Below are 26,847 nucleotides of genomic sequence, written 5' to 3'. Positions count from 1 at the left end.
CCTTTGTGACGAATATCATTATCTCTGAGTACCGCTTTGCGTCTGCCCTGATGCGCGAGCGGTTAGCTGCCGCCACAGCCATTCAACCGGCCCCTGGCGGAAATAACGCAGCCAGAATACCGACAGCAGCAGGTTCACCGCCCAGACTGCGGGGACAAAAGCCAGCAGCGACAGGCGGTCGAACTTCATAAACAGGCCAAAGCGGTAAAACAGCGTGGTGCAGATGACGGTTTGCAGCAAATAATTGCTCAGCGCCATGCGCCCGACGCAGGCAATCCAGCCTACCAGCCTCAAACGTGACAGCTGCGGCCAGAACCCCCACGCCAGCGCGGCATAGCCAATCGCCTGAAACGGCGCACTTAGCTCGCGCGGTGCCTGTAACAGCAACGCACACCAGCGGTAATCCCAGGCAAGCCACCACTGAGCGGCCACCGCCGGGAGATTAATCCCCAAGCCGACGGCAATAAGAGTAATACCGCAGCGCCGGTAGTGACGCAGGCTGAATTGACCTTTGAGCCAGCCGCTGCGCATCAAGGCGGCGCCAATCAGCATCATGCCCGCCAGCTGCCAGCCGTACTGCGCGCCAAGCGCAACCAGGTTGGAAGAGAGTAAATCAACGCGGTTACTGATAGCTTCTTTGCCACCGCCAAGCTTCCACCACTGCTCGTATTGCAGGTTGGCCGCATCCGGCACCCAGGTACGGTTGGCCGCGTCGCCGGAGATAAACCCTAACAGCAGCAGCACGCCAATCCCGGTGAGGTAAAGCATGACGCCGGTATTAAACAGCTGTTTTTGCCCGGGCGCGTCGCGGATCATACGCCAGCACACCAGCCCCACCAGGCCGTAAGCCAGAAGAATATCGCCGTCCCACAGCAGCAGAGCGTGGATAAATCCAAGCAGCACCAGCAGCGTCAGGCGCGACTGGATCCACCGCGAACCGCGAGCCAGCAGCATTTGCAGCCCGGCCCCAAACAGCAGCGCAAATAAGGTCAGGAATTTTACTTCGGCAAAGAGATCCATCGCCGCCCAGGTCCAGGCGTCGCGTGAGGTGATTGAACCATACCAGGCAGGATTGAGATAGGCCGCCTTCGGCAGGCCAAAGGCGACAATATTAAGCAGCAGGATACCAAGAATGGCGGTTCCGCGGACGAAGTCCAGGGTGACATTTCTCTCCACGGATACCTGCCTGAGATGTTAGCTGTGGCGCACTGCGCGCAGGAATTCCTGACGCGTATTCTGGCTCGACTTAAACAGGCCGCCGAGCGAAGTCGTGGTGGTGGCGCTGGTTGCGTCTTTAACGCCGCGCGCTTTCACGCAGTAATGCACTGCATCAATTGAAACCGCTACGTTATTGGTGCCAAGCAGGGTTTGCAGGGCAATCAGGATTTGCTGAGTCAGACGCTCCTGAACCTGCGGACGCTGGGCAAAGAACTGCACAATGCGGTTAATTTTAGAGAGGCCGATAACGGTCTCTTTTGGGATATACGCCACGGTCGCTTTACCGTCGATGGTCACAAAGTGATGCTCGCAGGTGCTGGTCAGGGTGATATCACGCACGGTCACCATTTCATCAACCTTCATTTTGTTTTCAATGACGGTGATTTTCGGGAAGTTAGCGTAATCCAGGCCGGAGAAGATCTCATCGACATACATTTTAGCGATGCGATGCGGAGTTTCCATCAGGCTGTCATCGCTCAAATCGAGATTAAGCAGCTGCATGATTTCCGTCATATGTGAGGCAATCTGGCTTTTGCGGGTTTCATTATCCAGTTCACGCAACGGTGGACGCAGCGGCGTTTCCAGACCGCGCGCAACCAGCGCCTCATGAACCAGGGCGGCTTCTTTTGAGAGTGATGACATGCTGTTTTCTCCTGCAGGTGTGGCTGACCTCTGCCCTTCATGGGGCAAAGTGTCCGCACATTGTGCGGCAGCACGTACTCAGAATCCAGTAGTGCCGGGCATAATTATTGAAATCGTTAATACCGTTGTTCGACCGTTCGGATGGGAACAATACCGTTGCGGCCATAATGCGGGATGGCTAGACTCAGGTGAAGTGAAAGTTGTTCATAACAGACTGTTGAAAAACATCAGGCGAAAGAATAAATGTCCGGAAACATAAAAAATAAACGAGGGAAATCAGTTTATTGAATTTCGGCCGATCGCTACAGAGAGGGAAAAACACACTTTTCACTTTTGCCCGCAATCATACCTATTGAATACTTTTAAGGAGCCTCTGGATGGAATTACTGGAAGAACACCGATGTTTTGAGGGCTGGCAGCAGCGCTGGCGCCACCCGTCCAACGTGCTTAACTGCCCGATGACATTCAGTATTTTTCTTCCGCCGCCTGCAAGCAACACGCCCCCACCGGTGCTTTACTGGCTCTCCGGCCTGACCTGTAACGACGAAAACTTCACCACCAAAGCGGGCGCGCAGCGGATCGCGGCAGAGCTGGGTATAGTGCTGGTGATGCCGGATACCAGCCCACGTGGCGAAGACGTGCCCAATGATGCCGGGTACGATTTAGGCCAGGGCGCAGGTTTTTACCTCAACGCCACCGAGCAGCCATGGGCGGCAAACTTCCGCATGTACGACTACCTGCGCGACGAGCTGCCGCAGCTGATTGCGGATAACTTCAGCGTCAGTGAAAAGTCTTCAATTTTCGGCCATTCGATGGGCGGCCACGGCGCGCTGATAATGGCGCTGAAAAATCCTGGACGTTTCAGCTCGGTTTCAGCGTTTGCGCCTATTGTTAACCCAACTCGCGTACCCTGGGGGCAGAAGGCTTTCAGGGCCTATCTCGGTAACGATGAATCGCGCTGGCAGGCATGGGATAGCTGCTGCCTGTTGAGTAAAGCGGAGGCGTCGGCAAAACTGCCGATACTTATCGATCAAGGGGATGACGACCAGTTCCTGGCCGACCAGTTACACCCGGAAGAGTTTGAAAAGGTCGCGCAGGAGAAAGGCTGGCCGCTAACGCTGCGCATTCAGCCAGGCTGCGACCACAGCTACTATTTTATTGCCACTTTTGTTGAGGACCATCTGCGGTTCCACGCGGAGCATTTGCTGGGCTAGTTCTTTATTTCCTCTTCCTGCCGGGATGGTTAAGGTGTTTAGACCCCAGATATGCAACACCCAAATCATCCCGACGGGCGCAGGCGATAATGACGGGCATCTTTTCCAGCTTCATTCAGGCCACAGCAAAAACATTTAGATGAAAGCTTTATCCCACAATGAAAGCTTTTCAGAAAGTAAATTCAGCTTGCGTGATTGCTGAAACATCAAATCAACATTAGCCTTATTTTTAATTCGCAAATCAGTGATTTTACTTTCCGCAGCTGTTTGTATTTCTGGACTTACAGTTGAAGAGTTATCTCTATTCATTCGATAATTATCCAGAATGGCCTCTGCCAACTGTTTCCTAACATCTATGTTTCTTTGCAGCTCCTTTTGATAAGCATCAAGCATTTCCTCTTTGACCGAACAAGCCTATTTCGCATTACATCAATCGGCAATTTAATTTCTTCTGGCCTGGATATATATGCCAAAACGGCATATTGACATTTAGCTTTCGCCAGCAGATCGCCTGGTTTTCCGGACTATTCTTCTTCTAACTCACGCACCTGTTGCAAGGTAACCTCATGTTTTTTGTCATAGCCTCAAATGCTGAAAGATAAGGCAAAAAATTAACATCGGGTGGTGTTTCCATATCCTGTTTTAGAAAAAAATCTAATGCAAGATTGAAGATAGTCTGATTGAATTCAATATGATGCCTGGGGATGCTAACGCTCAATAAAGCCACCATAACTATATGGTCGAGCAAACTATCACTTTCATCAACCGAGCGTTTACTTCTCAACAACTCATCTTCAAGCTTAATATTCAAGCCTTCCACTCTGGCCCCACTTAAAACATGAATCATATATGCATTGTATTCCGCAGCATTCAGAAGGGTATCGGCTTTAATAAGCTTGCTGTTGTGTAAAACTGCGCGTGCGATCTGTTGTTGTCTTTCGGTTGGCATAATACTTCGGGGTAAATCTAAAGCATATCTTATATTATCAATTTTTGACTGGTTATTTTCAATAAAATGTTCTGTTTTACGGGCTGAAAACTCAAATGAGGAAGGAAATGAACCTCTTTTGGCACGCAGATCTCCAATATAAGTATGTTCCAATGCAGTAGCAGCATTATGTAAAACCTCATGGACTACTGTGTCAACTAATCCGCCTCGACGCTTATCCTGCGGCAACATAGCTACCATGATTCTTTTCTTGCTGTCATAGGGCAACGCAATGGCCTGAACATTAGATAAATCGGGTTGCCGATATCTATATAAAACAAAAACATTATAATTAGATGTCTTTTGTTCTGAAAGAAAGCAATGTATTTTGTCGATGTTATTTTTAAATCTGTCATAAACTATGTCAGAAATGGCAGAAATATCTTTTTTATCAATATTAACCAGTACATCATCATTCAGTCCAGTGGCTTCATCAAGCAATCCCTTTAGATCAGCCTTAATTTCAGGACTGATTTCAGCTTCATCAAAAAGTGCTTTTACTTTAGATACTTTTTCATAGGCGTGATTAACAGAAGTAATAACTTCCCCAGAAAACGCTTTTACCTCTTCATCCGGGTGTTCCAGGCCATCAGTAATTTTCTCAGATAATATCTCTGCATCGTAGTCCCGCATAATTTTCTGTATAGTAGCCTCCGCGACTTCGGGAGATATTGTTTCCACAGGTTTGACAGATGCGAATGAATCTTTTACATGAGATTTTAGTATTTCCAGGCTCTGATAATAATCGTGAATAACTGATGAGGTAGTCGCCGGGCTTTCCAACTCGTCGCTGTAATCAGGTTCATCAAGAATATTATGAGCACTTTTCTTAGAGAATAATTTAGAAAAACTGTCAAGTTGATAGCCTATACTTTGAGTTATTGGATTAACACCATTAAATGAAAATGTCTTAACGTGCTCTCCGGGCATCGCATCATAACTCTCAAGCTCACTGCATATCGCTTTAGTGCCAAGAAACCGAGCTACATTTTTTATGTTATATTTATGCAGTTGCTCTTTAGAAACGAATCCATCATTAGTGAGAAAATCCGCGACCGCAGGATATTTATTAATAACAACATAGGGATGTGCCATTAAGAAATCCAGATGCAGATCGGAATTATTAATATAATATCGAAAAACTGCCAATCCGCAATGATTTGCTACCAATTCATTTGATTCTCCTGTTTTAGTTAAAACATACACGGAATTATGATCAGTATCAGGGGGGTTATGTTCCAACACATCAGCACCAATACCCGCAGCTGTTTGAGCCAAACCAATGGCAAGCCCAAGGGGTGTAAATGCAGCGACTACATCGGAAGTGACGTCAACCCATGTGCCTATATACTCGGCCCGAATTATGTTTTGTTCTTTCTGCTGTAAAGTCTCCCCTTCGATATTGCTGAGTATTAGCTGCATCTGCCCGCCGAGTGTCGCAAAAGGGCGTGAAAATGATCTTAAATATTCCTCTGATTTTAAATTACCCCAGTCAAATTCAAGGCGGTATTTCACCTCAGTCACACTTACTTCTTGATCAGGAATTTGGGCCCCAAGGATCGCCCTATTAACCAGCTTTTTGTTATCAATCACCGCTGATTTATTTTTATAGCCCTCAGTTATGGTCTTTTCAAGTAATGTAGCGAGAACATTAATATTTATCGCCTCTGATTTATTATAATTAAAAAACCTATCAAAACTAATTACCCCATCCCTTATATCATTAACAAAAATAAAACCATTGAAAAAATGACTATAAGCATGTCCACCAATAGATGGAATCTCTTTGTTTCTCCACTCATTTGCACCGAATGGCATTGCCCATTTGATATCCGGTAAAAGACCCTCTCCTTTCCTGACATAATAGTAAAGCACTTCGGAATCCAGACGAATAAGCATTCCGGATTTAAAGCCAGGTGAATCGGGCAGTAAAAATGTGTTATTAAGTTTGTATTTATATATATCAACAGGGACTAAAAGTGTAGCACCTATACGGGCAAGATAGGCATTACGCCTGATTTCCCTCGGTAACCTCTCATCATTTTATATTTTAAATAACGCATATTTAATACCATACAAATAAGTCGTTTTTTTCTTATCATCAGAGAAGTTGCTAAACTTCAGGGTCTTCTCAAAATCAGCATACTCCTCATGTTGATCCCCGGCGGCAAGGGCTCTCTTATTTCTGGCCCTGCCTAAAGCAGTATTATGGTTACGGTTTTCAGAGCACGAATAAGTATCTTTTTGTGGCGGTAAAGCCGCTCGCCGCCTCACAGGTTCCGCGCCATTCACAGCGGCGTCCACCAGTGCTGTGGCATAAGCTACTACAGCCGTTCTGCTTCCCGCATCCAGGGCACGCCACGGCGCATCTCCTACAATATTTTTCGCAATTTTTTTCCCTGCCCCTTCCAGTCCCCCCTCGTAAATATCGAAACACACCAGGCTCACGCCCAGCAGAGTGGTCAGTCCGGGAGGCAGTGAAAGCATGACTTTGAGGGCCGCCGTTTTGTAACTCTGCCTGGCGTATTCCCTTACCCCATCGCTGATATCTCCCTCACCACCGCGTATACCCTGCCGCCCTTTGCGGGCAGCCCACGCTACTTTTGCCCCCGTAAAAGCAAATTTAATCCCCATGCGCAGCGGTAGTGCGGCCAGATTCGGTATTAGATTAATCCCCTCCAGACAGGCAGCCAGAAAGACCATTCTGACCAGTTTTCTTCCCGCCCAGCCTCTTATTACCTGATTGCGACTCTTCATTCCGGCGATGATTTCGTCCATCGTTGCAGGGTAAAAGGTGATACCTTTGGCTGCATTACCCATTTCGAGCCGCAGCCTCTGAAGAAGCCGATTCCCTTCAGGATCGGACTCTCCGGATAATAAGGGAAGGTAGTGCTGAACGAGCTCAAGAAATAAACTGTCATAGGCTTTTTCAGAAGCCGTACGGTCTTCTTCAGAAAAACGACTCAGATAACGTTGCTTTTCCGCTTCGCTCCATTCGCCCATCCTCCTGGCCAGCATTCCCTGACGAGAAAAGTTGTTAATCGACCGACCAGTGGCTTTTATGAGGCTGGTTTTCAGATTGTTTTTTATAAGTTTAAGGCGTTGTAACCCGTTTACGGTGTACTCGTGCAGCTCTTTATATCCGGCCTCTCCACGCTCCAGGAGAGGTAACAGCGCCTGGTTCATCTCCTGATCAATGCTGGCCAGTATCTCAACGACCTCTTTTATCTGCTTATCAAAATCACTGATGACGCTGTCTGATGCCATCACCCTGGGAGCCTGGTTCAATTCATCTCTTAAAGCTGACAGAAATTTTTGTTTTATATTCTCTTCGGCCAGCGTTGTTATTTCCTGGCACCTACGCCGCAGCGATTTTTTAAACTCTTCTATTTTGTTCTGCCATCTTTCAGACTCCGCACACAGCCTGGCATCCAGAATGGCGTTGGGCGGCATATCAGATAACATTCGCCTGAGCCCATCGTAATGCGTTATGGCCTGCTGTAATGGGTGACAGGTTTGTCTGATTTTATGTATATCGGCCGTGGTTTGCTAAATTTTATCCAGCAGTATTATTCCAACCCGAAAGATAGCTTCGTTTATGTTACGTCCGGCAGTAGGTGTATAAAGAGAGTTTGAGTCGTTAATATGTTTATGCAGTATACGCTGTGCATTCTTATCTATCTTACCGGTCACCATTCCAAGAGTTGGTGAATATTCCTGGACGTGTATACGCACGGTTTTCCAGGACGTAACCAACTCTTTTTTTATCGTTTCAGTGAGGGTGAGAGTTTCCCTCTGTCGGGATGATTTATGCCCGACGAGCGCCCCGCCAGGCGGGGGCCGTATATACTTCCCTTCGTACTGAATGCTTTCGATAATACCCTGAAGGATTCGACAGAGCGTCAGGATGTCACGAGCGATCCTTTGAGTCTCAGTTTTCCCCTCTGCCTTTTCCGCATAACATCTGGTGAGAATAATATCACTCAGTAATATTCCCGATAGCCCCTCCAGTTCCCTACTCAATACCTCACGGGCCATTCTTTCATCCAGCGTGACTGAGTTCACGATGGCATTAAATTTTATGTTGTCCGGATGATTTTTAGTCAAGTTGCCACGGGTTTGGGCGGAATACTGATTGTGATGATCTTCGGTGTCTATCGGGAGGAGCGCTTGAGGAGTTCATCGTAACTTGTTTGCCGCGCGCACTCCCACGATATCTGCTGTTCCGTGCTGCTGAGCAGGCTAATAAGATGCATAGCACCCGAAAGATGACCGCTCATGCGGTTAGCATATTTTAGTGCTTCATTATCATCCCGAGCTTGCGGTGAATCCCAGCCAGCGTCTTTTATCGCCAGGCGAAACTTGATGAAATCAAGCGCGTTATTGTGCCACGTCTTCTCTTTTCGAAATAATCTAAACCGGTCCAGAAAAGCGCCAGCGGCCTGCTCGAGATGTTTCTGCTGCGGTTGCATAAATGCCGGTACCTGCATTGCGTTGACTCGCGCCTGTAATGCCTCGATATCGACTGGTTTGGGATACAGAATATTACAGCCCGTTCGCCGGAATTCATAAAACTCAGGCAGATAGCCGCCGATCATAGCCTGTAAATGAGCCCTCAATTCGGCCAGCTCGTCCTCAGCCTTATCCTCATGCCCGGTAGTTGAATCCCAGGCTGTATCTCCGTATCCGGTGTGATATCTTCGGAAACAACAGATAAGCTTTCATTTTCCATTGGTTTTCTTTGGTTATTTATAGTCAAGTTAACGCAAGGCATGAAATGTCCTTAATACACGTATAAAAATATATTCACAGAAACATCAGCATCTATGAAACATCATCGAATCAGGCACTCGATTAAAACTAATTAAAATAATTTGTTATGAACCCCGGATAAAAAGACACTTCCTGTGCCATATCTCACATCATCTAATAATTAAACGAACCACATTAATCAATTATTTACCCCTGAAGATAAAGCTCTGAAATATCCTTTATTTTTTCAAGGTAACATCTCTTTAAACACAAAACAAACCACACCGGTCACAATTATATAAATTCAGAATAAGAAACGGAGCTGGCAGGAAAATAAAAAAGGATAAAATAATACCCGCCAGATGGCGGGTAGTTGAAATGACTTATAAATAATTATCAATAGATTAGAAGCTGTAATCCAGCGCCATAAAGTAGCGACGCCCGTCCTCGTTATAGCTATAAACATCGCGATTCAGGTCTTTATCACCCAGGTTTTGCACCCCGGCTCGTACCTTCACGTTTTTGGTCGCTTTCCAGGCTGCGCCCGTGTTCCAGACTACATAGCCACCCGGCGTTTTATCCGATGCCGATACGGCGCGCTGCTTGCCGGTGTAGTTTGCCGACACATAGAACGACCAGTCATCCAACGGTGCCCAGTCGAGCGTGCCGTTAGCGGTGTGGAACGACTGCTGTTGCAGTGGTTTATTGCCGCCGTTGCTCAGGTCACGCCCGTCGTTATAGGTATAGTTAAGCGAAAGCTTCCACTGGTCGTTAAACGGTATTTTCAGCTCGGTTTCTACGCCGCGAATACGCGCTTTATTGACATTGTAGTAGCGGAAGATTGGGTTACCGCTCTTATCAAAACCAACGAAGTTTGAGTAGGAAGGCGCGACGCTTTTGTTGGCGGTACGCTGGATATCAATCATATCTTCAACGTTATTCTGGAAGGCGGTCACGCTGCCGCTCACGCCGTCGAGAATGCCTTCATCCCCGGCGTAGTAGATGCCCAGCTCAAAGCTCTCGCTGGTTTCCGGCTTCAGGTCAGGGCTACCGACAATCTGGCAGGCGCCGCGGCAGGATTTACTGGTCCAGTCAGGGCTAAGCTGCAGCAGAGATGGCGCTTTAAAGGCCGTTGCCCAGCCGCCTTTTACCGTTACGGTATCGGTGGCGCTATACACCAGGTAAGCACGCGGGCTCCAGTGGTCACCGTAGGTTTCGTGGTCGTCCATACGAATACCGGTGGTCAGCGCCAGCGGCTCGAAGATGCGCCATTCGTCTTCAATAAACAGCGCGTACTGGCTGGCGGACGTTTCAGAGCCGTTGCCACCGGTAATATTGACCGGATCGGTCAGCTTGTCGTGACGCCATTCACCGCCGAAGGTCAGGAATTGGTTAATCTCTGCCAGAGGCAGCACCAGCTTGCCGTCGATGCTGTTATTGCGGGAGGTAATTGGCGAGCTGTTACCCGGGTTCAGGTTATCGATTTTGTCGCCATAGAAACGCAGCTCGGTATTACCAAAATCCCAGCGCCCGTTGTGGCCGATGGAGTAATCCTGGCGTTCGATACGGTTCTTATCCAGCGAGTCAGATTCCCTGTCCTGGCGGTCGAAACCATAGCCGAATGTAACATCCTGGTTCGCGGCCGGGGTCCATGAAAATTCGGTGCTGGCATTGCGCGCGGTAAACCCTTCAATTTGCGGAGTCAGGCCCGTGTTGTTAACCGTGGACGGCTTCTGGCCATCTTTCTGGCGCTTGCCGAGGCTGCCGTAAACCTTAACGCCCAGCACGTCGTCGATAATTGGGCCGCTGGTGAAGAAGTTGCCGTTATAGGTGTCTCCGCGATCGCGATGCTCCTGCACGGTTGAGTCCACGGTGAAGGTGCCGTGCCAGGCTTTGCCTACCTTTCGGGTAATAATGTTAACCACGCCGCCGAGGGCGTCTGACCCGTAAAGGGAAGACATTGGCCCGCGAACCACTTCGATGCGCTCGATAGCGTCAGCCGGGATCCAGTTAAGATCAAAATCGTTGTGGCGGAAGACCGCATTGCGGGAGTTTACTCGCTTGCCGTCAACCAGAATCAGGGTATAGCTGCTGTCCAGGCCGCGCAGGCTGACGCCGCGGCGATTGTCACCTTCATTGGTTAACTGAACGCCGGGCACTTCCTGAAGCACATCTTTCAGATTAGTAACTGGTTTCTTTTGCAGGTCGGCCTGAGTAATAACGCTGATACTGGCGGGAGCATCTTTGAGGTTTTGCTCGATAGCGGATGCGGTAACAACCATCGTTTCTTCACGATCGTCGGCGGCAGCGGGAAAAGCCAGACCGAGTACCGATGCGCAGAGTCCTCCCCGGACAATGGGATTCAACCTTAACATTCCTTTTCTCTCCATGAGGTGAATTACAAACGAAACAACCGTTTAGCGCTCACATTGCACTATGCGCCAGCGGCTACATTGGCCGCCGGCTGCATATTGTGTTCCTTAGTATTCCTGAAAAGCTTTGTTATACGGTGGGCGTCTCGACTAAGCCGTCGATAAGCACCTGAGCGACGCCCTGGGAACAGCGCTCTATCCGCCCCCTGACGCCGTAAACCTGAGCCAGGCTGCGCGGAGTAATAACCGCTTCCGGCTCGCCGCTTGCCACCAGCTTGCCGTCGCGCAGCATTAGCACATGCTCGCTATGGCGCAGGGCAATATTGATATCGTGAACCACCACAACGGTGACGATATTACGCTCGCGGGTTTCACGGGCAACCAGGTCCATTACGTGGAACTGGTAATTTAAATCCAGGGCGCTCAGCGGCTCATCCAGCAGCAACAGAGAGGGCCGACGGATAAGCGATTGCGCCAGGCCAACCAGCTGTTTTTGCCCGCCGGAAAGCTGGTCGAGATAGCTGAGGGCGAGATGGGAAATCCCCAGCTGTTTAAGCAGCTGCATCACCTGCTCTTCGCTTTCGGCACTGTGGCGGCCGCCAGAAGCGCGCTGGGCAACGATAATCGACTCCAGCACATGCAGATGCACGCCCTGAGGCAGCGACTGCGGCAGGTAAACAACTTTCTCCGCGCGTTTGGCAAATGGCAGCGCCATCAGGTCTTCACCGTCCAGATACAGCTGCCCTTCTGCGCGGTTCAGGCCCGCGAGCGAACGCAGCAGCGTAGACTTACCGCAGCCGTTCGGCCCCAGCAGCACGGTGATTTTGCCGCGCGGCAACGCAGGCACGTTGAGGTTTTCGATAATTTTACGCTTCGGGTAACCGGCGTTGAATGCATCAATCTTTAGACCCTGCATCACACGTTCCCCTTATGGCGCAGAATAATACTCAGGAAGAACGGCACGCCCACCAGCGAGGTAACGATCCCCACCGGAATAATAACGCCGGGGATGATGTTTTTAGAGGCAACCGACGCCAGCGACAGTACCAGGGCGCCAACCAGCACGCTGCCCGGCAGATAGAAACGGTGATCTTCGCCAAACAGCATACGGGCGATGTGCGGCGCAACCAGGCCGATAAAGCCAATTGGGCCAACAAACGCGACCGAGAGCGCAGAGAGTATGCTGATGCGCAGCAGCGTGCCTAAACGCAGGCGCTTCACGTCGATACCGAAGCTCACGGCACGGTCTTCGCCGAGGCGTAGCGCGGTCAACTTCCACGAGCTAAGCATTGAGATAGGCATAATGATGGCAAAGGCCAGCAGCAGCACGCCCAGTTTGTCCCACGACGCGCGGGCCAGGCTACCCATCGTCCAGAACACCAGCCCCTGCAACGTGTCTTCGCTGGCAATAAATTGCAGCATCGACACCAGAGCATTGAAGGTGAACACCAGCGCAATACCAAACAGCACCACGCCAGAACTGGCAACGCGCGTCCAGCGGGTGATGGCGTCAAGCATTAACGCCGCAAACAGGGCAAAGACAAAGGCGTTAGCCGAGATAAACCACTGATCGGGCACCCCCGGAATACCAATTCCGAGGATAATGGCAAGCGCAGCACCAAAGGCTGCGGCGGAAGAAACGCCGAGGGTAAAAGGGCTGGCCAGCGGGTTATTGAGGATGGTTTGCATCTCCGCCCCCGCCAGGCCAAGCGCCATGCCGACCAGCAGCGCCATCAGCGCATAAGGCAGACGAATGTCCCACACGATGACCCTGGTGCCGGGGTTAGCATTGGCCGGATCGATCAAGGTCTGCCACAGCGTATCCAGCGGCAGCCCGGACGGGCCAAGGGTAAAGTCCAGCAGCAGCGAGGCGAGGATCGCAACGACCAGCGCCCCCATCAGCAAATAACGGTGACGCAGTACCTGCTGGTAGCGCCCCATGATGGTTTCGGGTTGCGCCTCGTTTGGCATCGGATCGGTGGTGGCACTCATCAAGTCTTACCTTCGTTACTTCTTAAGATCGGTCCAGTAGGTTCCCGTTGGCTCTACCGCAAGGAACTGTTTATAAAGTTGTTGCATAGTTTGCTCCGGATTAACCCCGGCAAACTCCTGCGGGTGGAACCAGGTCGCCATCGCCTGAATAGCGAGGATGTTGTACGGCGAATTATAGAAATTATGCCATACGCCATAGGCGCGCCCTTCTTTGACCGCCGTTAACTGGTCAATACCTTTACGCTCCAGCACTTTTTGCAGGCTGGACTGCGCTTCAGCTTTTGTTGCCTGAGCGCCCAGGACAACGCCCGGAGCGGTGGAGCCGGGTGCTTTACCGCCGCTGGCAATATAAACCTTAGGGTCGGCCGCGATCACTTTTTCCAGGTTTACCGTGCCCAACGCGCCAGGCAGCAGATTTTTAGCAATATTGATGCCGCCAGCCTGGTCGATAAAGTCGCCCATGTTGCCGTTACCGGCGGAGCCGCAGCACTCTTCCATCGCGGCAGCGCGCAGTTCGATAAACACCGACGGCTTATCTTTTTCCGCCATCTTGCCGGTGACATCGGTAATTTTTTTCAGGTTCGCTTCATAAAAGGCGATGTAGTCATCGGCCTGCTTTTCGCGATGCAACACTTTGCCCAGCACACGCATGCTCGGCAAGGTATTTTTGAGCGGCGAAGTACGAAAATCAACGAACACTACCGGCACGCCCGCTTTTTCAAGCTGGGAAACCAGCTCGCTGTGGCGGCCAGGACCATGTCCGGACAGGCCAAAAATTGCCACATCCGGGTGCAGAGTCAGCACTTTCTCCGGGCTAACGCTGTCGGCCGTGGTGCTGCCAATCAGCGGAATATCGTCAATCTTCGGGAATTTTGCTTTGTACTCCGCGTAAGTCTGGGTATCCAGCTTACGGAAGTCGCCCTGCCAGCCAACGATGCGGTCGATAGGCTTTTGCCCTTCCAGCAGCGCCAGAGCATAGAAAAGACGCCCTTCACCCAGCAGAATACGGTCAACCTTCTGAGGAATAGTGACCTCACGCCCGACGATATCGGTCACGGTAGCCGCAACCGCCGTTTGCAGGCAGCCGGCGGTTAACGCCAGTGCCAGACAGATATTTTTGAATTTAATCATATGCTTCACGCCAACTCTCCTTCGTTCCTTAAAGAATGGCGTTAACGATAAAGCAAATGATAATGGTTATCAATTTAATTGTTCTCTACTATAACCTGGAGGAATTATTGCTGGCGAGAGAAATGAAAAAAGGGCGTGGTAAACACGCCCTTTAAAGAGTAACGCCTTGTTACTGACGGAATTTCGGGAACGTCATTTCGCTGTAGCGTACGAAACGGCTGCCTTTCGTTATCTTGTAACCGAACCAGATAGCCAGGAACAGCGGGATACCGATATAGGTTGCCGCCACGCCGCCCCAGTCGATGGTGTCGGAGAGGAACGCTTCGTAGTTCTGGCCAAGGGTGATTATCAGACACAGCACGAAGGCAAAAATCGGCCCAATCGGGAAGAAGCCCGAACGATACGGCAGGTCTTTAATATCATTGCCCTGGAGCACATAGCCGCGACGGAAGCGGTAATGGCTGATGGCGATGCCCAGCCAGGCGATGAAACCGGTCATCCCGGAGGTATTGAGCAGCCACAGGTAAACGGTCTGGTTGCCAAACATCGAGGTCAGGAAGCACAGCCCGGCAATCACGGTGGTGGCATACAGCGCGTTACGCGGCACGCCGCCTTTAGATAGCTTCGCGAATATACGCGGCGCTTTACCGTCGCAGGCCAGGGTGTAAAGCATACGCGTTGAAGCATACATACCGGAGTTGCCCGCCGACAGAACCGCCGTCAGGATAACCGCATTCATTACGGCCGCAGCGGAGAGCAGCCCTGCGTGCTGGAAGACCAGGGTGAACGGGCTAACGCTGATGTCTTTAACGTCGTTGCGCAGTAGGCTCGGGTCGGTATAAGGGATAATCAGGCTAACAATCAGGATGGCGAACACATAGAACAGCAGGATCCGCCAGAATACCTGACGCACCGCACGCGGAATGTTTTTCTCCGGGTCAGCGGACTCACCGGCGGCAATACCGATAAGCTCGGTGCCCTGGAAGGAGAAGCCGACTATCATCGCCACGCCAATCATCGCCGCAAAACCGCCGGCAAACGGCGCGTCGCCGGTCGTCCAGTTGCTCCAGCCTACAGGCTGAGCGCCTTTGAAGATGCCGACAATCATCATCACGCCGACGATAATAAAGATAATGACGGTGGTGACTTTAATCAGCGAGAACCAGTATTCCGCTTCACCAAAGCCTTTCACCGAGATCCAGTTCAGCAGGAACATAATGCCGAGGAACAGAGCGCTCCAGATCCAGCCCGGCGTGTCCGGGAACCAGTAGTTCATCACCAGCTGCGCGGCCACGAGGTCAACGGCGATGGTTACCGCCCAGTTGTACCAGTAGTTCCAGCCCAGCGCGAAGCCGAAGCCTTCTTCAACGTATTTTTGCCCGTAGGTGGCAAAGGAGCCGGAAACCGGCATAAATGCCGCCAGCTCGCCCAGGCTTGTCATCAGGAAGTAAACCATCAGGCCAATCAGCATATAAGAGAGCAGTGCCCCGCCTGGGCCAGCCTGAGAAATGGTCGCCCCGGAGGCGACAAAAAGCCCGGTCCCGATCGATCCGCCAATGGCGATCATCGTCAGGTGGCGCGCCTTTAATTCGCGGCGTAGGCCAGGCGCTTGTGTGGTTTTATCTTGTGAAACCATAGGAAATTGTTGCCTATCCAAAAAATGAGGCGAGATTGTAACAAAACGTCTTTATTCATATAGCAGAAATCCCGGGTTATAAGAGAGCTTCATGATTGCCCGGCGATTATTAGCAAGGCGCTAATCAGGCAGGTGAACCGGAGGGAATTAAAAAAACCGCCGATCCGAAACCAGGAACCGGCGGTGAGGGGTTTAACCGAGTCCGCGCACGGACGAGATAAACTGTTGCAATTCCGGTGTACGAGGGTTGGCGAAGAACGACTTACTTTCGCCTTGCTCCCACACTTTGCCCTGATGCATAAACACCACGCGGTCGCCAACTTCTCTGGCAAAGTTCATTTCATGGGTGACCAGGATCAGGGTCATTCCCTCCCCCGCCAGCTGCTCCAGCACTTTTAGCACTTCGCCCACCAGCTCCGGGTCCAGCGCCGAGGTAATCTCATCGCAGAGCAGCACTTTAGGCTTCATCGCCAGGGCGCGGGCGATGGCAACGCGCTGCTGCTGCCCGCCGGACAAGCTGGACGGATGATAGTCCACGCGCTCGCCCAGCCCGACCTTGTTCAGCATTTCCAGCGCCAGCTCGCGGCACTCGGCGGCGCTTTTATTCAGCACCCGGCGCGGTGCCAGCATCACATTTTCCAGCGCCGTCATATGCGGGAACAGGTTAAAGTTCTGGAACACCATGCCAACCGAACGGCTGATTTCACGCGCCTGGGATTCACGGTCGGTTATCGTCATGCCGCCAAGCTTGATGCTGCCGTCCTGGTAACCTTCCAGCCCGTTCATGCAGCGCAGCAACGTGCTTTTGCCGGAGCCGCTGCGCCCGATAATCGACACCACTTCACCCATATCGATATCAAGGCTGACGCCCTTCAGCACGTGGTTGTCGCCGTAATATTTCTGTACGTCATTAATGGTGATGAGCGGCATGGAATTTTTTCTCCAGATAACGGCTGTAGCGCGACAGCGGATAGCAAAGCAGGAAGTAGCCGAGCGCCACCAGGGCAAAAACTTTGAACGGCTCAAAAGTGACGTTATTCAGCATCGTGCCCGCCTTGGTCAGCTCGACAAAGCCGATAATTGAGGCCAGCGCGGTGCCTTTAATCACCTGCACGGAAAAACCAACGGTGGGCGCAACGGCAATACGCAGCGCCTGCGGGGCAATCACCCGGAACAGCGTCTGCCCGAAGCTCAGACCCAGGCAGCGGCAGGCTTCCCACTGGCCTTTCGGCAGAGCGCGAATGCTGCCGTACCAGATATCCAGCAGAAAAGCGCTGGTAAACAGGGTCAGGGCAAGCGTGGCGGCGGTCCAGGCGCTGATGTCGATGCCAAACAGCGCGAGGCCGAAGAAAGCCAGGAACAGCTGCATCAGCAGAGGCGTGCCCTGAAACAGCGCAACATAGCCGCTTATCAGGCGCTTCGGCCACGTCCACCGGCCCATGCGCAGCAGCAATAGCGGCAGCGTCACCAGCGTGCCGCAGACAAAGGCAATCAGCGACAAAAGCACGGTCCAGCGCGCGGCCAGCAGTAAATTGCGCAAGATATCCCAGTCGGTAAAAGTCATCATCCGGCATCACTCCCTAACCATTTACGCCCGGCGGCCAGCAGGAGCTGGCGCATGATAAGCGACAGCACCAGATACATCAGCGTGGTGACCAGGTAGACCTCAAAGCTGAGGAAAGTCCGTGACTGAATAAGGCTCGCTGCAAACGTCAGATCCTCGCAGGAAACCTGAGAAACCACCGACGAGCCAAGCATTACGATAATGCACTGGCTAACCAGAGACGGATAAATACGCTTCAGGGACGGCGGCAGGACAACCCGCAGAAAAGTCTGGCTGCGGGTCAGGCCGAGGACACGAGCCGCTTCCCACTGCCCTTTTGGCGTAACCTGAATCCCGGCGCGGATAATTTCCGTGCTGTAGGCTCCCAGGTTTACCAGCATGGCTATTAGCGCCGCTTCTCCGGCGGTCAGCTTCAGGCCCAGCCCCGGCAGCCCGAAGACAATAAAGAACAGCTGAACCACAAACGGCGTGTTGCGGATAAGCTCAACGTAGCCGCCCCAAATCAGGCTAAGCAGCCCTGGCCTGCCGCTGCGGATAGCCGCCCCGACGATGCCGATGGCAACGCCGCCGACCGTCGCCATGGTGGTGAGCGCCAGCGTCACCCACAGGCCGGAGACCAGCTCCGACCAATAGGGAAGCAGACCGGCAAAATCAAGTTGCGTGGTCATTCCCGGCTCCTCAGGCGCCGAGATTCGCAGGCAGCGGCGCCTGCATCCATTTCTGCGACAGGGTGTTGAGGGTGTTATCCTTCAGCGCTTCGCCAATCAACTCGTCCACCTTCGCTTTCAGCGCTGGCTCGTTTTTCTTCAGGCCAATGTAACAAGGCGAATCTTTGAGCATAAATTTGCTGACCGGCGCTTTAGTCGGGTTCTGGCGAGCAATGGCCGCAACCACCAGGTTACCGGTTGCGATGTACTGCACCTGGCCTGAGAGGTAAGCAGATATAGTCGTGTTGTTGTCTTCGTAACGCTTCACCTCAGCATCTTTTGGCGCAAGGTCGCTAAGCACCATGTCTTCCACCGCACCGCGGGTTACGCCGACGGTTTTACCGCTCAGCGCTTTCGCATCAGCTGCGGTGCCATCTTTAGGACCGAAAACGCCGAGGAAGAACGGCGCGTAGGCGCGGCTAAAGTCGATAACCTTTTCGCGCTCGGCGTTCTTGCCGAGGCTTGAAATAACCAGGTCAACTTTGTCGGTTTGCAGATACGGCACGCGGTTGGCGCTGGTGACCGGCACCAGTTGGAGCTTCACCTTCAGCCCTTTCGCCAGGTAAGCCGCCATATCAATATCGTAACCCTGAGGTTTCAGGTCAGCATTCACCGAGCCGAACGGCGGGAAGTCCTGCGGAACCGCCACGCGCAGCACGCCGCGCTTTTCGATATCTTGTAATTGATCGGCCATTACCGCTCCGGCCTGAGCCAGAAGAACCGTCGCGCCAACTAAAGAGAACAACCATTTTTTCATCGTCATGTGCAGCCTCGTCGCCTGATTGAAACAAAAGATTCTTTGAATTCAAATTTGCAACTAATGTGCCAACGAGGCAGGGAAGCGAGTTTTACTGCTTCATCGCGGTGAAATGAGGGTTAACGGGGAGAGCGATGCCTCACGGTTACACCCCAGACGGGTGCAACTGCGAGGTTTGGGTGCATCACGCTTCGCAATAGCGCAGGAAACGCAGCAGCGCGTTGGAAATATGCTTCTGGCGATGGTGAATGCGGTACAGGGTGCGCACCAGGCGGGGGAGCGGAACATGGACTTCAACCAGCGAGCCGCTTTCCAGCTGCTCGGCAATCACCCGGCGCGACAGGCAGCTAATGCCCAGCCCGTGGCGCACCGCATGTTTGATAGCCTCGGAGTTGCCCAGCTCCATGCCCAACTGGAACATCGGCAGGTGCGAAAGCAGCAGGTAGTCAACAATTTCACGGGTGCCGGAGCCGCGCTCACGCAGGATCCACGGCTGCTTAGCGAGGCTTTCCAGGGTCACCGGCTGGTGCACCAGCGAGTTACCCGGCGAGGCAAACACCACCAGCTCATCCTCCAGCCACGGTTCCGCCACCAGCTCGGACATATGGCACGGCCCTTCAATCAGGCCGATATCAACGCGAAAGTCCGCCACCGCGTTAATCACGTCCTGGCTGTTGCCGACGCTAAGCTCCAGCGGCAGCTTCGGGAAGTCCCGGCGGTAGCGGGCTATCATCTCCGGCAGGATATAGTTGCCGATGGTGCTGCTGGCGTAAACGCGGATTGCGCCGTTGTCTTCACGAAACAGCTGTTCTATTTCACCAGCCTGCTCCAGCAGCCCCACAACGCGGGGGTAAAGCAGCCTGCCGTGCTCGTTGACCACCAGCCTTTTTCCAACCCGGTCGAACATCTGAACGCCAAGCTGCCCTTCAAGGTCGGCAAGCGCCGCGCTAACCGCCGACTGCGAGAGCGACAGCATCTGGGAAGCCTGGGTAGTGGAGCCGCTTTTAAGGACTTCGGCAAACACTTCAAGTTGCCGCAGGGTGATATGCATAGTGGCTTTCCTGGTGGTGGCAGCAGGTTGCTTACCACTTATAAAGATTAATTATAAATATATAATCAATTTTATTTTTATGCCAGCAAGGCGTAGCCTTTTCGTCATCACAAAGGAGAAGGTTATGACTGCACTACCCGTACAAGCTCATCGTCATACATTGCGCCACTTCCTGCCGGGACTTGCGCTTTCTGCCGCCATTACCGGGCTGGCTTTGTGGCTGGGCAATATTCCTTCGGTTGCAGGACTGGGCCTTGGTGCGCTGACGCTGGCCATTCTGTGCGGCATGATTATCGGCAATACGCTGTATCCGAAAATCTGGCAGCACTGCGACGGCGGCGTCCTGTTCGCGAAACAACATCTTCTGCGCCTCGGCATTATTCTTTATGGCTTCCGGCTGACGTTTTCGCAAATTGCCGACGTCGGAGTTAGCGGCCTGGCTATCGACGTGCTGACGCTGTGCAGCACCTTCGCCCTCGCCTGCTGGTTAGGCCAGAAAGTCTTCGGGCTGGACAAACACACAAGCTGGCTGATTGGCGCAGGCAGCAGCATCTGCGGAGCGGCGGCGATTCTGGCTACCGAACCGGTGGTTAAAGCTGAAGCCAGCAAAGTAACGGTAGCCGTCGCCACTGTGGTTATCTTCGGTACGCTGGCTATCTTTATTTATCCGATGCTTTATCCGCTGGTTAGCCACTGGTTCACGCCGGAAGCTTTCGGGATTTATACCGGCTCCACCATGCATGAAGTGGCGCAAGTCGTCGCAGCCGGCCACGCAATCAGCCCGGAAACGGAAAATGCTGCGGTGATTGCCAAAATGCTGCGCGTGATGATGCTGGCTCCGTTCCTTATTTTCCTTGCTGCACGCGTTAAAGCGCTGGCTCCGGCGGGTGCTGCACAAGAGAGCAAAATTACCATTCCGTGGTTTGCGGTGCTGTTCATCGTGGTAGCGATTTTCAACTCCTTCCACCTTCTGCCGCAGGCGGTGGTTAATGCATTAATTACGCTGGACACCTTCCTGCTGGCAATGGCGATGGCCGCGCTGGGGTTAACAACCCACATGAGCGCGCTGAAAAAAGCCGGGGCACGCCCGCTGCTGATGGCGCTGGTGCTGTTTATCTGGCTGATTATCGGCGGCGGCGCGATTAACCTCACGGTGCACCACCTGATGGCATAATTCGAAGCAGAAAAAATGCCCCTGACCCGCTATCATTGTTTTTTCCCCGATAGCGGGTTTTGACAGGAGAAGAAAGATGAAGTTTATTGGAGCGCACGTTAGCGCCTCAGGCGGTCTGGAAAATGCCGCCATCCGCGCCCACGAACTGGAAGCGACCGCTTTTGCCCTGTTCACCAAGAATCAACGCCAGTGGCGTGCCGCGCCGCTGACCAGCGAAGTTATCGATAGCTTTAAGGCCGCCTGCGAAAAATACCATTATGGCCCGGGCCAAATCCTTCCCCACGACAGCTATCTGATTAACCTGGGCCACCCGGTTGAAGACGCGCTGGAAAAATCCCGCGAAGCTTTTATCGACGAGCTGGCCCGCTGCCAGCAGTTGGGGCTGACGCTGCTCAACTTCCACCCCGGCAGCCACCTGAAGCAAATTCCTGAAGACGAGTGCCTGAAGCGCATCGCCGAGTCGATTAACATCGCGCTCGCGCAGACCGAGGGCGTTACCGCCGTGATTGAAAACACCGCGGGCCAGGGCAGCAACCTTGGCTTCCGCTTCGAACACCTGGCGGCCATTATTGACGGCGTGGAAGATAAGTCCCGCGTCGGCGTCTGCATTGATACCTGTCACGCCTTCGCCGCCGGTTACGACCTGCGTACCGAGGCAGACTGCGAGCAGACCTTCAGCGAATTTGAGCGCATCGTCGGTTTTAAATACCTGCGCGGTATGCACCTCAACGATGCAAAGAGCGAGTTCGGCAGCAGGGTTGACCGCCACAATAGCCTGGGCGCGGGGAACATCGGCCATACGCCGTTTAGCTGGATAATGCGAGATGCCCGCTTCGACGGCATTCCGCTGATTCTGGAAACGACCAACCCGGATATCTGGGCGGAAGAGATTGCATGGCTGAAGGCTCAGCAGCATGAAGAGGCAACGGCGTAACGAAGAACATTCCTCAGGAGGTGCCAACGTGCCTCCTGACGCTATTTATCAGGCCGCAAAAGAGCGTTTTTAATAAGTTAGTGGGCGGCCAGTTCGTAGAAAAAGGCTGGATTGGCCTGTATGGTTGCCAGCACTTTTGCCGCCAGCCCGGTCGGGTTTCGCCTTTTTGACTCCCAACTTTTTATTGTATCAACGCTGGTCCCCAACGCCTTCGCCATTTCACTTTGAGAAACGTTCAGCTGCTCCCTTATGGCGCGCACATCAGCTACCGTATAGCGGGTTGTCCTCGCCGGAGACTTCACCCCGTTTTTAATCTCTACAGCCTCTTCAAGAGCGCTTTTCAGGTCATTAAAAAAAGTCATTTCACACCTCATCCTTCAGTAACTTAGTCAGCTTTTTTAGCTCGGATCTCTCGGCATCGCTCAAATTATCTTTAGCGATTAGCTTGATCTGCCGGGTAAACATCGTAGTTTCAATAAACTCTATTCCATGTGTCACCGGTGTACGCTCCCTTGAGGGTACTAAGTACACCGACATGGTGACATAGTACACCAACATTTGTTTTCCGATCGAAATTTTCGCTTTTACCTTCGAACAAACAAGTTTGAAACGTTCAAAGCATTGGAAGGAATAAACAAATGAATGCAAATGCGGGGAGTATTTTCACTCTGGAGGGAGGAGTCTCGAGAAAATGCGAAAACAACAGAAGGTGGAGGGCATTCCCCGCTCTCTCCGCGTCCTTAACAAACGCATAGAGAGAGCGGGGAAACAGAGCGGTTATGCGGCTTTAGCAGCCAGCTCGGTTTCAGGGCGTTTCAGGAAGGCGTAAGACAGGCCCGCCACCAGCGTACCGGCGATAATCGCCAGCAGATAACCCAGCACCGGCGTGATTGCGCCAGGAATAAGCAGCACGAACAGACCGCCGTGCGGCGCCATCAGCTTCGCGCCTACCGCCATGGAGAGTGCGCCGGTCAGCGCGCCGCCGATGATACAGCAAGGCAGAACGCGCATCGGGTCACGGGCGGCAAACGGGATCGCCCCTTCGGTAATAAAGCACAGGCCGAGAACCAGAGCCGCTTTGCCCCCTTCCTGCTGCGCTTTATCAAACTTACGGCGCGCAACCAGAGTCGCCAGGCCCAGCGCCAGAGGTGGCACCATGCCCGCAGCCATAATCGCCGCCATCGGCGCGTAGGTTTGCGTACTTAACAACCCAACGCCGAAGGCATAAGCCGCTTTGTTCACCGGGCCACCCATGTCGGTACACATCATCCCGCCAAGAATAGCGCCCAGCAGTACCGCGTTAGCGGTGCCCATGGTTTGCAGCCAGTGCGTCAGGCCAGCAAGGATTTTGGCAACCGGGGTGCCGATCAGGTAGATCATCGCCAGGCCAACAACCAGGCTTGAGAACAGCGGAATGATCAGAATTGGCTTCAACGCTTCCATGCTTGGCGGCAGCTTCAGCTTTGAGCTAATCAACTTCGCAATATAGCCCGCCAGGAAACCGGCGATGATCCCGCCGATAAAGCCGGAACCGGTGCTCACCGCCAGCATGCCGCCGATAAGACCCGGCGTCAGGCCAGGGCGATCTGCGATGGAAAACGCGATGTAGCCTGCAAGCACCGGCACCATCAGAGCGAAGGCAGAGCCGCCGCCGATTTGCATCAGCGCCGCGGCAAGGGTGCCTGGCTCTTTAAACGCCTGGATACCAAAGGCAAAGGAGAGCGCGATACACAGGCCGCCCGCCACCACCATCGGCAGCATGTAAGAAACCCCGGTCAACAGGTGACGGTAAGCCCCGGCGCTCTCTTTCTTGCCGGACTCCTGGCCCGCGCTCGCCTTGCCCACAGCTTCATAAGGTTTGGCTTCAGCCAGCGCCTTATCCAGTTCCTGAGACGTTTTCTTCAGCGCAAGGCCGGTAGAGGTGCGGTACATCGGCTTACCGGCAAACTTCGCCAGATCCACTTCGATATCCGCCGCAACGATAACCAGATCTGCCGCAGCCACTTCTTCTGGCGTGATAGCGTTACCCGCGCCAACCGAGCCGCGAGTTTCAACCTTCACCCACCAGCCGCGTTTTTTGGCTTCGGTTTCAATCGCTTCTGCAGCCATAAAAGTATGCGCTACGCCTGTCGGGCAGGCCGTAACGGCTACAATACGTTTCGGGCCGCTGGCGGAAACCGCCTGGGCAGGAGCCGCAACAGCCGGAGCGGTATACGGCGTAGCTTTACCTTTGGCTTCGCTCAGGAACAGCTCAGGATGCTGAACCGCACGATCGATGTCGCCGAGGAAAACTTTTTTACCGTTCAGCGCGTTGTCAGCAGGAACAGCCTTCCCCACCACGATAGCCAGTTCGGCATCGTTCGGGTTGTCGATAATGTCGAGATGCGCTTTTTGCGCAGCGGCACCGAGCAGCGTCTTCGCGAGATATGCGCGCGCCTGGCCCAGCCCCGGCTCAATAATTAACAGCGTTTTCATTGCCTGTCTCCTGCTGTCAGTGGAAAGGTTTCAGGTCGACACGAGCCATCATGGCGGCCAGTTGTGTGCGATCGGTAATGCCGACATTGCTCTGGCTAACGGCCAGGGCAGCAACGGCGGTGGCAAGACGTAGAGTGTGTTCGCTGGACTCGCGCATCAGCAGGCCGTAAATCAGGCCACCAACCATTGAGTCGCCCGCGCCCACGGTGCTAACCACTTCGCAAGACGGCGGCCGGGCAATCCATTCCCCGGAGGCGTTAACCCACAGCGCGCCTTCCGCACCCAGCGAAATAACAACGTGGGCAATGCCCTGCTCGCGCAGCGCGTGAGCGGCTTCAATAACATCTTTAAGTTCTGGCAGCTTGCGGCCAGCCCAGATTTCCAGCTCGCGACGGTTTGGTTTTACCAGCCACGGCGCAGCTTTCAGCCCGGCCACTAAGGCCTCGCGGCTGCTGTCGAAGATGATGCACGGGCACTGGCTGCGCAGGCGGGTCATCCAGTCGGTGAACGCCTCAGGGGAAACGCCTGCCGGCAGGCTGCCGCTAACACAAACCATATCGAACTGGCCCAGCCAGCTCAGGGAGTCCGCCACAAAGCGTTCCCAGTCCGCGCCGGTCACTTCAAACCCGGAGAAGTTGAGGTCGGTCACTTCGCCATCTTTTTCGGTCAGCTTGACGTTAATACGGGTGCGGCCCTGTACCACCTGGAAGCGGTTAGCTATGCCCAGCTCGCTGAACAGCTGCTGAAAACCGTCCTGGTTATCTTTACCGAGGAAACCGCCAACGGTGACGTCGATACCGAGATCTTTCAGGACTTTGGCAACGTTAATCCCTTTACCTGCGGCATGCAGGCCGGTGGTGCGAACGAGGTTAACTTCGCCGCGCTCAATCTCCGGGCAAAAGCCCACCAGATCGTAGGCCGGGTTCAGGGTAATAGTGGCTACACGTCTGGTCATTACGCGCCCTCCCCGAGACCGGCAGCGATGGCATCGCCAATCGCCTTCAGCGCCTGTTCAGCATCTTCACCCTGGGCGGTGAAGCGCAGGCGGTGGCCCTTCTTAACGCCGAGTGCAACAACTTTCATCAGGCTGCGTCCATTTGCCGGTTTGCCGGTTCCATCAAGGTTTGTCACGGTTATTTCGCTATTAAATTGTTTAATGGTGTTGACCAGCGCCGTACCCGGGCGGGCGTGCAGGCCATGTTCATTACGCACGGTGAATTCAGCGCTCAGCGCCTCTTCGGCCGGAGCCACATCGCTGGTCAGCAGCGTCAGCAAGGTTGGCGCATCGGCGCTTAACAGTTTGTCGGCGCGGTTGCCAATCAGCATATCGCTCAGGCGGTTCAGCACCTGAAGCGGCTGCTCGTCGGCAACGGCAACGGTCATCAGCAGCGAGACCGGCTGGCCTTGAGCTTCGAAAGTCGCCGCCGGGCGGCTAACGGCGACCGCGCTGGCAAGGTTGCCTTCTGCGCTGTCGTTCAGCCAGATGCCCTGCCCGAGGTAGAGCGGCTTTCCGGAAATGACATTGCTGACAAAGGCTGCATCTGCCGCGCCAGCCTGCTTGAGGCGACCAGCGTTTAGCGCCTGCAGCGTTATCAGGTCGCTGGCGTCAACGTTCAGCGCCAGCAGGCTGTTGTCCAGCAGCAGGGCCGTGGACTGTTTTTCGCCCATTAGCAGCGCGCGTAACTCTTCCGCGCCGGTGGCCGACTTCAGCTGTTCAGCAACTTCATCGTCGCTCAGCACATGGGTCAGCTGGCGCAGCAGGCCGAGGTGCTCGTCGGAGCTGGCGGCAATACCGATGGCGACGTACGCCGTCTGGCCTTCGCCCCACTCTACGCCGTCAGGAAACTGGAACACCTGAACGCCGGTCTTCAGCACCAGGTCGCGGGTGTCGGTGGTGCCGTGCGGGATAGCAATCCCGTTGCCAAGGTAGGTAGAGGTTTGCTGCTCGCGGGCCAGCATACCGTTCACATAGCCTTCACCGACATTACCGGCCTGCACCAGGGCAGCGGCAACCAGGCGGATGGCCTCTTCTTTACTCCCGGCGGATTTACCGGGATGAATATCCTGCACAGATAACTGGAACATAAATCTCCTCTCTCGCTGAATTGAAACGATTCAGCTTTTCTGAGAAAAAATACGTCATCTCCGGGTGGCGGGATGCCTAAGACGACGCTGAAACGTTTCAAGGAGTGTTGCGCTAAATCGGCTTTCTGTGCAACGTTTCTCGCATTTCAGCTTTC

Annotated in this window: 23 protein-coding genes; 3 read left to right on the top strand and 20 right to left on the bottom strand. The window is 53.4% G+C overall.

The features are described 5' to 3' along the window. Positions 1-18: 18 nt before the first annotated feature. Positions 19-1,176, bottom strand: a complete 1,158-nt coding sequence (yeiB, locus tag FOC35_RS15910) for a DUF418 domain-containing protein YeiB (protein WP_172569440.1) — start codon at positions 1,174-1,176, stop codon at positions 19-21. 18 nt (positions 1,177-1,194) lie between these two features. Beyond that, positions 1,195-1,860, bottom strand: coding sequence for a GTP cyclohydrolase I FolE (gene folE, locus FOC35_RS15905; protein WP_172569439.1), 666 nt, complete (start codon positions 1,858-1,860; stop codon positions 1,195-1,197). 377 nt (positions 1,861-2,237) lie between these two features. On the opposite strand from folE, the gene fghA reads away from it, so the two are divergent. Further along, entirely contained in the window at positions 2,238-3,074 is an 837-nt protein-coding gene (gene fghA / locus FOC35_RS15900) for an S-formylglutathione hydrolase (RefSeq protein WP_172569438.1), read from the top strand. Positions 3,075-3,209: 135 nt separating this feature from the next. Here the strand turns inward: fghA and FOC35_RS15895 are convergent, their stop codons facing one another. The 14 genes from FOC35_RS15895 to yieE all read right to left on the bottom strand — a co-directional run bounded on the left by FOC35_RS15895 (position 3,210) and on the right by yieE (position 20,024). Then, the gene (locus FOC35_RS15895) at positions 3,210-3,467 is read right to left on the bottom strand and encodes a hypothetical protein (protein ID WP_172569437.1); all 258 of its coding nucleotides are present in this window, start codon (positions 3,465-3,467) and stop codon (positions 3,210-3,212) included. Positions 3,468-3,609: 142 nt separating this feature from the next. Further along, positions 3,610-5,961: a hypothetical protein gene (locus tag FOC35_RS15890; RefSeq protein ID WP_172569436.1), complete on the bottom strand. Its 2,352-nt coding sequence runs from the start codon at positions 5,959-5,961 to the stop codon at positions 3,610-3,612. Positions 5,962-6,105: 144 nt separating this feature from the next. Beyond that, the gene (locus FOC35_RS15885) at positions 6,106-7,527 is read right to left on the bottom strand and encodes a hypothetical protein (protein WP_172569435.1); all 1,422 of its coding nucleotides are present in this window, start codon (positions 7,525-7,527) and stop codon (positions 6,106-6,108) included. A gap of 689 nt (positions 7,528-8,216) precedes the next feature. Then, positions 8,217-8,660 (bottom strand): hypothetical protein, encoded by a 444-nt coding sequence (locus tag FOC35_RS15880; protein ID WP_172569434.1) that lies wholly within the window; start codon positions 8,658-8,660, stop codon positions 8,217-8,219. Between the two features lie 558 nt (positions 8,661-9,218). Next, positions 9,219-11,189, bottom strand: coding sequence for a catecholate siderophore receptor CirA (cirA, locus tag FOC35_RS15875; protein ID WP_172569433.1), 1,971 nt, complete (start codon positions 11,187-11,189; stop codon positions 9,219-9,221). Positions 11,190-11,316: 127 nt separating this feature from the next. After that, positions 11,317-12,105 (bottom strand): ABC transporter ATP-binding protein, encoded by a 789-nt coding sequence (locus tag FOC35_RS15870; protein ID WP_115586346.1) that lies wholly within the window; start codon positions 12,103-12,105, stop codon positions 11,317-11,319. Continuing rightward, entirely contained in the window at positions 12,102-13,178 is a 1,077-nt protein-coding gene (locus FOC35_RS15865) for an iron ABC transporter permease (protein WP_172569432.1), read from the bottom strand. Before FOC35_RS15865 ends, FOC35_RS15870 begins: the two co-directional genes overlap by 4 nt. Positions 13,179-13,193: 15 nt before the next feature. Beyond that, complete coding sequence (locus FOC35_RS15860; RefSeq protein ID WP_016537340.1) at positions 13,194-14,309, bottom strand: ABC transporter substrate-binding protein; 1,116 nt, start codon at positions 14,307-14,309, stop codon at positions 13,194-13,196. Positions 14,310-14,478: 169 nt separating this feature from the next. Next, positions 14,479-15,945, bottom strand: a complete 1,467-nt coding sequence (locus FOC35_RS15855; RefSeq protein ID WP_016537342.1) for an amino acid permease — start codon at positions 15,943-15,945, stop codon at positions 14,479-14,481. A 192-nt stretch (positions 15,946-16,137) separates the two neighbouring features. Then, complete coding sequence (locus FOC35_RS15850) at positions 16,138-16,875, bottom strand: amino acid ABC transporter ATP-binding protein (RefSeq protein WP_016537343.1); 738 nt, start codon at positions 16,873-16,875, stop codon at positions 16,138-16,140. Beyond that, positions 16,856-17,512 carry an amino acid ABC transporter permease gene (locus FOC35_RS15845; RefSeq protein ID WP_172569431.1) on the bottom strand — a complete coding sequence of 219 codons (657 nt, stop codon included), beginning with the start codon at positions 17,510-17,512 and terminating at the stop codon, positions 16,856-16,858. The genes FOC35_RS15850 and FOC35_RS15845 overlap by 20 nt, the downstream gene beginning before the upstream one ends. Further along, positions 17,509-18,177 (bottom strand): amino acid ABC transporter permease, encoded by a 669-nt coding sequence (locus tag FOC35_RS15840; protein WP_016537345.1) that lies wholly within the window; start codon positions 18,175-18,177, stop codon positions 17,509-17,511. Before FOC35_RS15840 ends, FOC35_RS15845 begins: the two co-directional genes overlap by 4 nt. Positions 18,178-18,187: 10 nt before the next feature. Continuing rightward, a complete protein-coding gene (locus tag FOC35_RS15835; protein ID WP_172570381.1) occupies positions 18,188-18,973 on the bottom strand; it encodes a transporter substrate-binding domain-containing protein in 786 nt (261 codons plus the stop codon). 184 nt (positions 18,974-19,157) lie between these two features. Beyond that, positions 19,158-20,024: a DNA-binding transcriptional regulator YeiE gene (yieE, locus tag FOC35_RS15830; RefSeq protein WP_016537347.1), complete on the bottom strand. Its 867-nt coding sequence runs from the start codon at positions 20,022-20,024 to the stop codon at positions 19,158-19,160. A 124-nt stretch (positions 20,025-20,148) separates the two neighbouring features. Here yieE and FOC35_RS15825 point away from each other — a divergent pair, with 124 nt between their 5' ends. Then, entirely contained in the window at positions 20,149-21,198 is a 1,050-nt protein-coding gene (locus tag FOC35_RS15825; RefSeq protein ID WP_172569430.1) for a YeiH family protein, read from the top strand. Between the two features lie 76 nt (positions 21,199-21,274). Beyond that, complete coding sequence (gene nfo, locus FOC35_RS15820; protein WP_172569429.1) at positions 21,275-22,132, top strand: deoxyribonuclease IV; 858 nt, start codon at positions 21,275-21,277, stop codon at positions 22,130-22,132. A 77-nt stretch (positions 22,133-22,209) separates the two neighbouring features. On the opposite strand, the gene nadS is transcribed toward nfo, so the two are convergent. From nadS to fruB, 4 genes are all read right to left on the bottom strand, one after another. Beyond that, entirely contained in the window at positions 22,210-22,494 is a 285-nt protein-coding gene (nadS, locus tag FOC35_RS15815) for a NadS family protein (protein ID WP_039898470.1), read from the bottom strand. 415 nt (positions 22,495-22,909) lie between these two features. Continuing rightward, positions 22,910-24,607, bottom strand: coding sequence for a PTS fructose transporter subunit IIBC (gene fruA / locus FOC35_RS15810; protein WP_172569428.1), 1,698 nt, complete (start codon positions 24,605-24,607; stop codon positions 22,910-22,912). Between the two features lie 16 nt (positions 24,608-24,623). Further along, positions 24,624-25,562 carry a 1-phosphofructokinase gene (gene fruK / locus FOC35_RS15805; protein ID WP_016537353.1) on the bottom strand — a complete coding sequence of 313 codons (939 nt, stop codon included), beginning with the start codon at positions 25,560-25,562 and terminating at the stop codon, positions 24,624-24,626. Continuing rightward, positions 25,562-26,692 carry a fused PTS fructose transporter subunit IIA/HPr protein gene (fruB, locus tag FOC35_RS15800; protein ID WP_172569427.1) on the bottom strand — a complete coding sequence of 377 codons (1,131 nt, stop codon included), beginning with the start codon at positions 26,690-26,692 and terminating at the stop codon, positions 25,562-25,564. The genes fruK and fruB overlap by 1 nt, the downstream gene beginning before the upstream one ends. Between the last annotated feature and the right edge of the window lie 155 nt (positions 26,693-26,847).

It is taken from the genome of Cedecea sp. FDAARGOS_727, assembly GCF_012273235.1.
GTDB classification, from domain to species: Bacteria; Pseudomonadota; Gammaproteobacteria; order Enterobacterales; family Enterobacteriaceae; genus Cedecea; species Cedecea davisae.
The sequence above is the reverse complement of the archived record's forward strand: the minus strand, read 5'-3'. Positions and strand labels throughout refer to the sequence as shown.

Bases quoted from the DNA above. Each gene is read 5' to 3' on its own strand.
- folE (WP_172569439.1), bottom strand. From the start codon at position 1,860: ATGTCATCACTCTCAAAAGAAGCCGCCCTGGTTCATGAGGCGCTGGTT.
- fghA (WP_172569438.1), top strand. From the start codon at position 2,238: ATGGAATTACTGGAAGAACACCGATGTTTTGAGGGCTGGCAGCAGCGC.
- FOC35_RS15895 (WP_172569437.1), bottom strand. From the start codon at position 3,467: ATGCTTGATGCTTATCAAAAGGAGCTGCAAAGAAACATAGATGTTAGG.
- FOC35_RS15890 (WP_172569436.1), bottom strand. From the start codon at position 5,961: ATGCTTATTCGTCTGGATTCCGAAGTGCTTTACTATTATGTCAGGAAA.
- FOC35_RS15885 (WP_172569435.1), bottom strand. From the start codon at position 7,527: ATGTTATCTGATATGCCGCCCAACGCCATTCTGGATGCCAGGCTGTGT.
- FOC35_RS15880 (WP_172569434.1), bottom strand. From the start codon at position 8,660: ATGATCGGCGGCTATCTGCCTGAGTTTTATGAATTCCGGCGAACGGGC.
- cirA (WP_172569433.1), bottom strand. From the start codon at position 11,189: ATGTTAAGGTTGAATCCCATTGTCCGGGGAGGACTCTGCGCATCGGTA.
- FOC35_RS15865 (WP_172569432.1), bottom strand. From the start codon at position 13,178: ATGAGTGCCACCACCGATCCGATGCCAAACGAGGCGCAACCCGAAACC.
- FOC35_RS15860 (WP_016537340.1), bottom strand. From the start codon at position 14,309: ATGATTAAATTCAAAAATATCTGTCTGGCACTGGCGTTAACCGCCGGC.
- FOC35_RS15855 (WP_016537342.1), bottom strand. From the start codon at position 15,945: ATGGTTTCACAAGATAAAACCACACAAGCGCCTGGCCTACGCCGCGAA.
- FOC35_RS15850 (WP_016537343.1), bottom strand. From the start codon at position 16,875: ATGCCGCTCATCACCATTAATGACGTACAGAAATATTACGGCGACAAC.
- FOC35_RS15845 (WP_172569431.1), bottom strand. From the start codon at position 17,512: ATGATGACTTTTACCGACTGGGATATCTTGCGCAATTTACTGCTGGCC.
- FOC35_RS15840 (WP_016537345.1), bottom strand. From the start codon at position 18,177: ATGACCACGCAACTTGATTTTGCCGGTCTGCTTCCCTATTGGTCGGAG.
- FOC35_RS15835 (WP_172570381.1), bottom strand. From the start codon at position 18,973: ATGAAAAAATGGTTGTTCTCTTTAGTTGGCGCGACGGTTCTTCTGGCT.
- yieE (WP_016537347.1), bottom strand. From the start codon at position 20,024: ATGCATATCACCCTGCGGCAACTTGAAGTGTTTGCCGAAGTCCTTAAA.
- FOC35_RS15825 (WP_172569430.1), top strand. From the start codon at position 20,149: ATGACTGCACTACCCGTACAAGCTCATCGTCATACATTGCGCCACTTC.
- nfo (WP_172569429.1), top strand. From the start codon at position 21,275: ATGAAGTTTATTGGAGCGCACGTTAGCGCCTCAGGCGGTCTGGAAAAT.
- nadS (WP_039898470.1), bottom strand. From the start codon at position 22,494: ATGACTTTTTTTAATGACCTGAAAAGCGCTCTTGAAGAGGCTGTAGAG.
- fruA (WP_172569428.1), bottom strand. From the start codon at position 24,607: ATGAAAACGCTGTTAATTATTGAGCCGGGGCTGGGCCAGGCGCGCGCA.
- fruK (WP_016537353.1), bottom strand. From the start codon at position 25,562: ATGACCAGACGTGTAGCCACTATTACCCTGAACCCGGCCTACGATCTG.
- fruB (WP_172569427.1), bottom strand. From the start codon at position 26,692: ATGTTCCAGTTATCTGTGCAGGATATTCATCCCGGTAAATCCGCCGGG.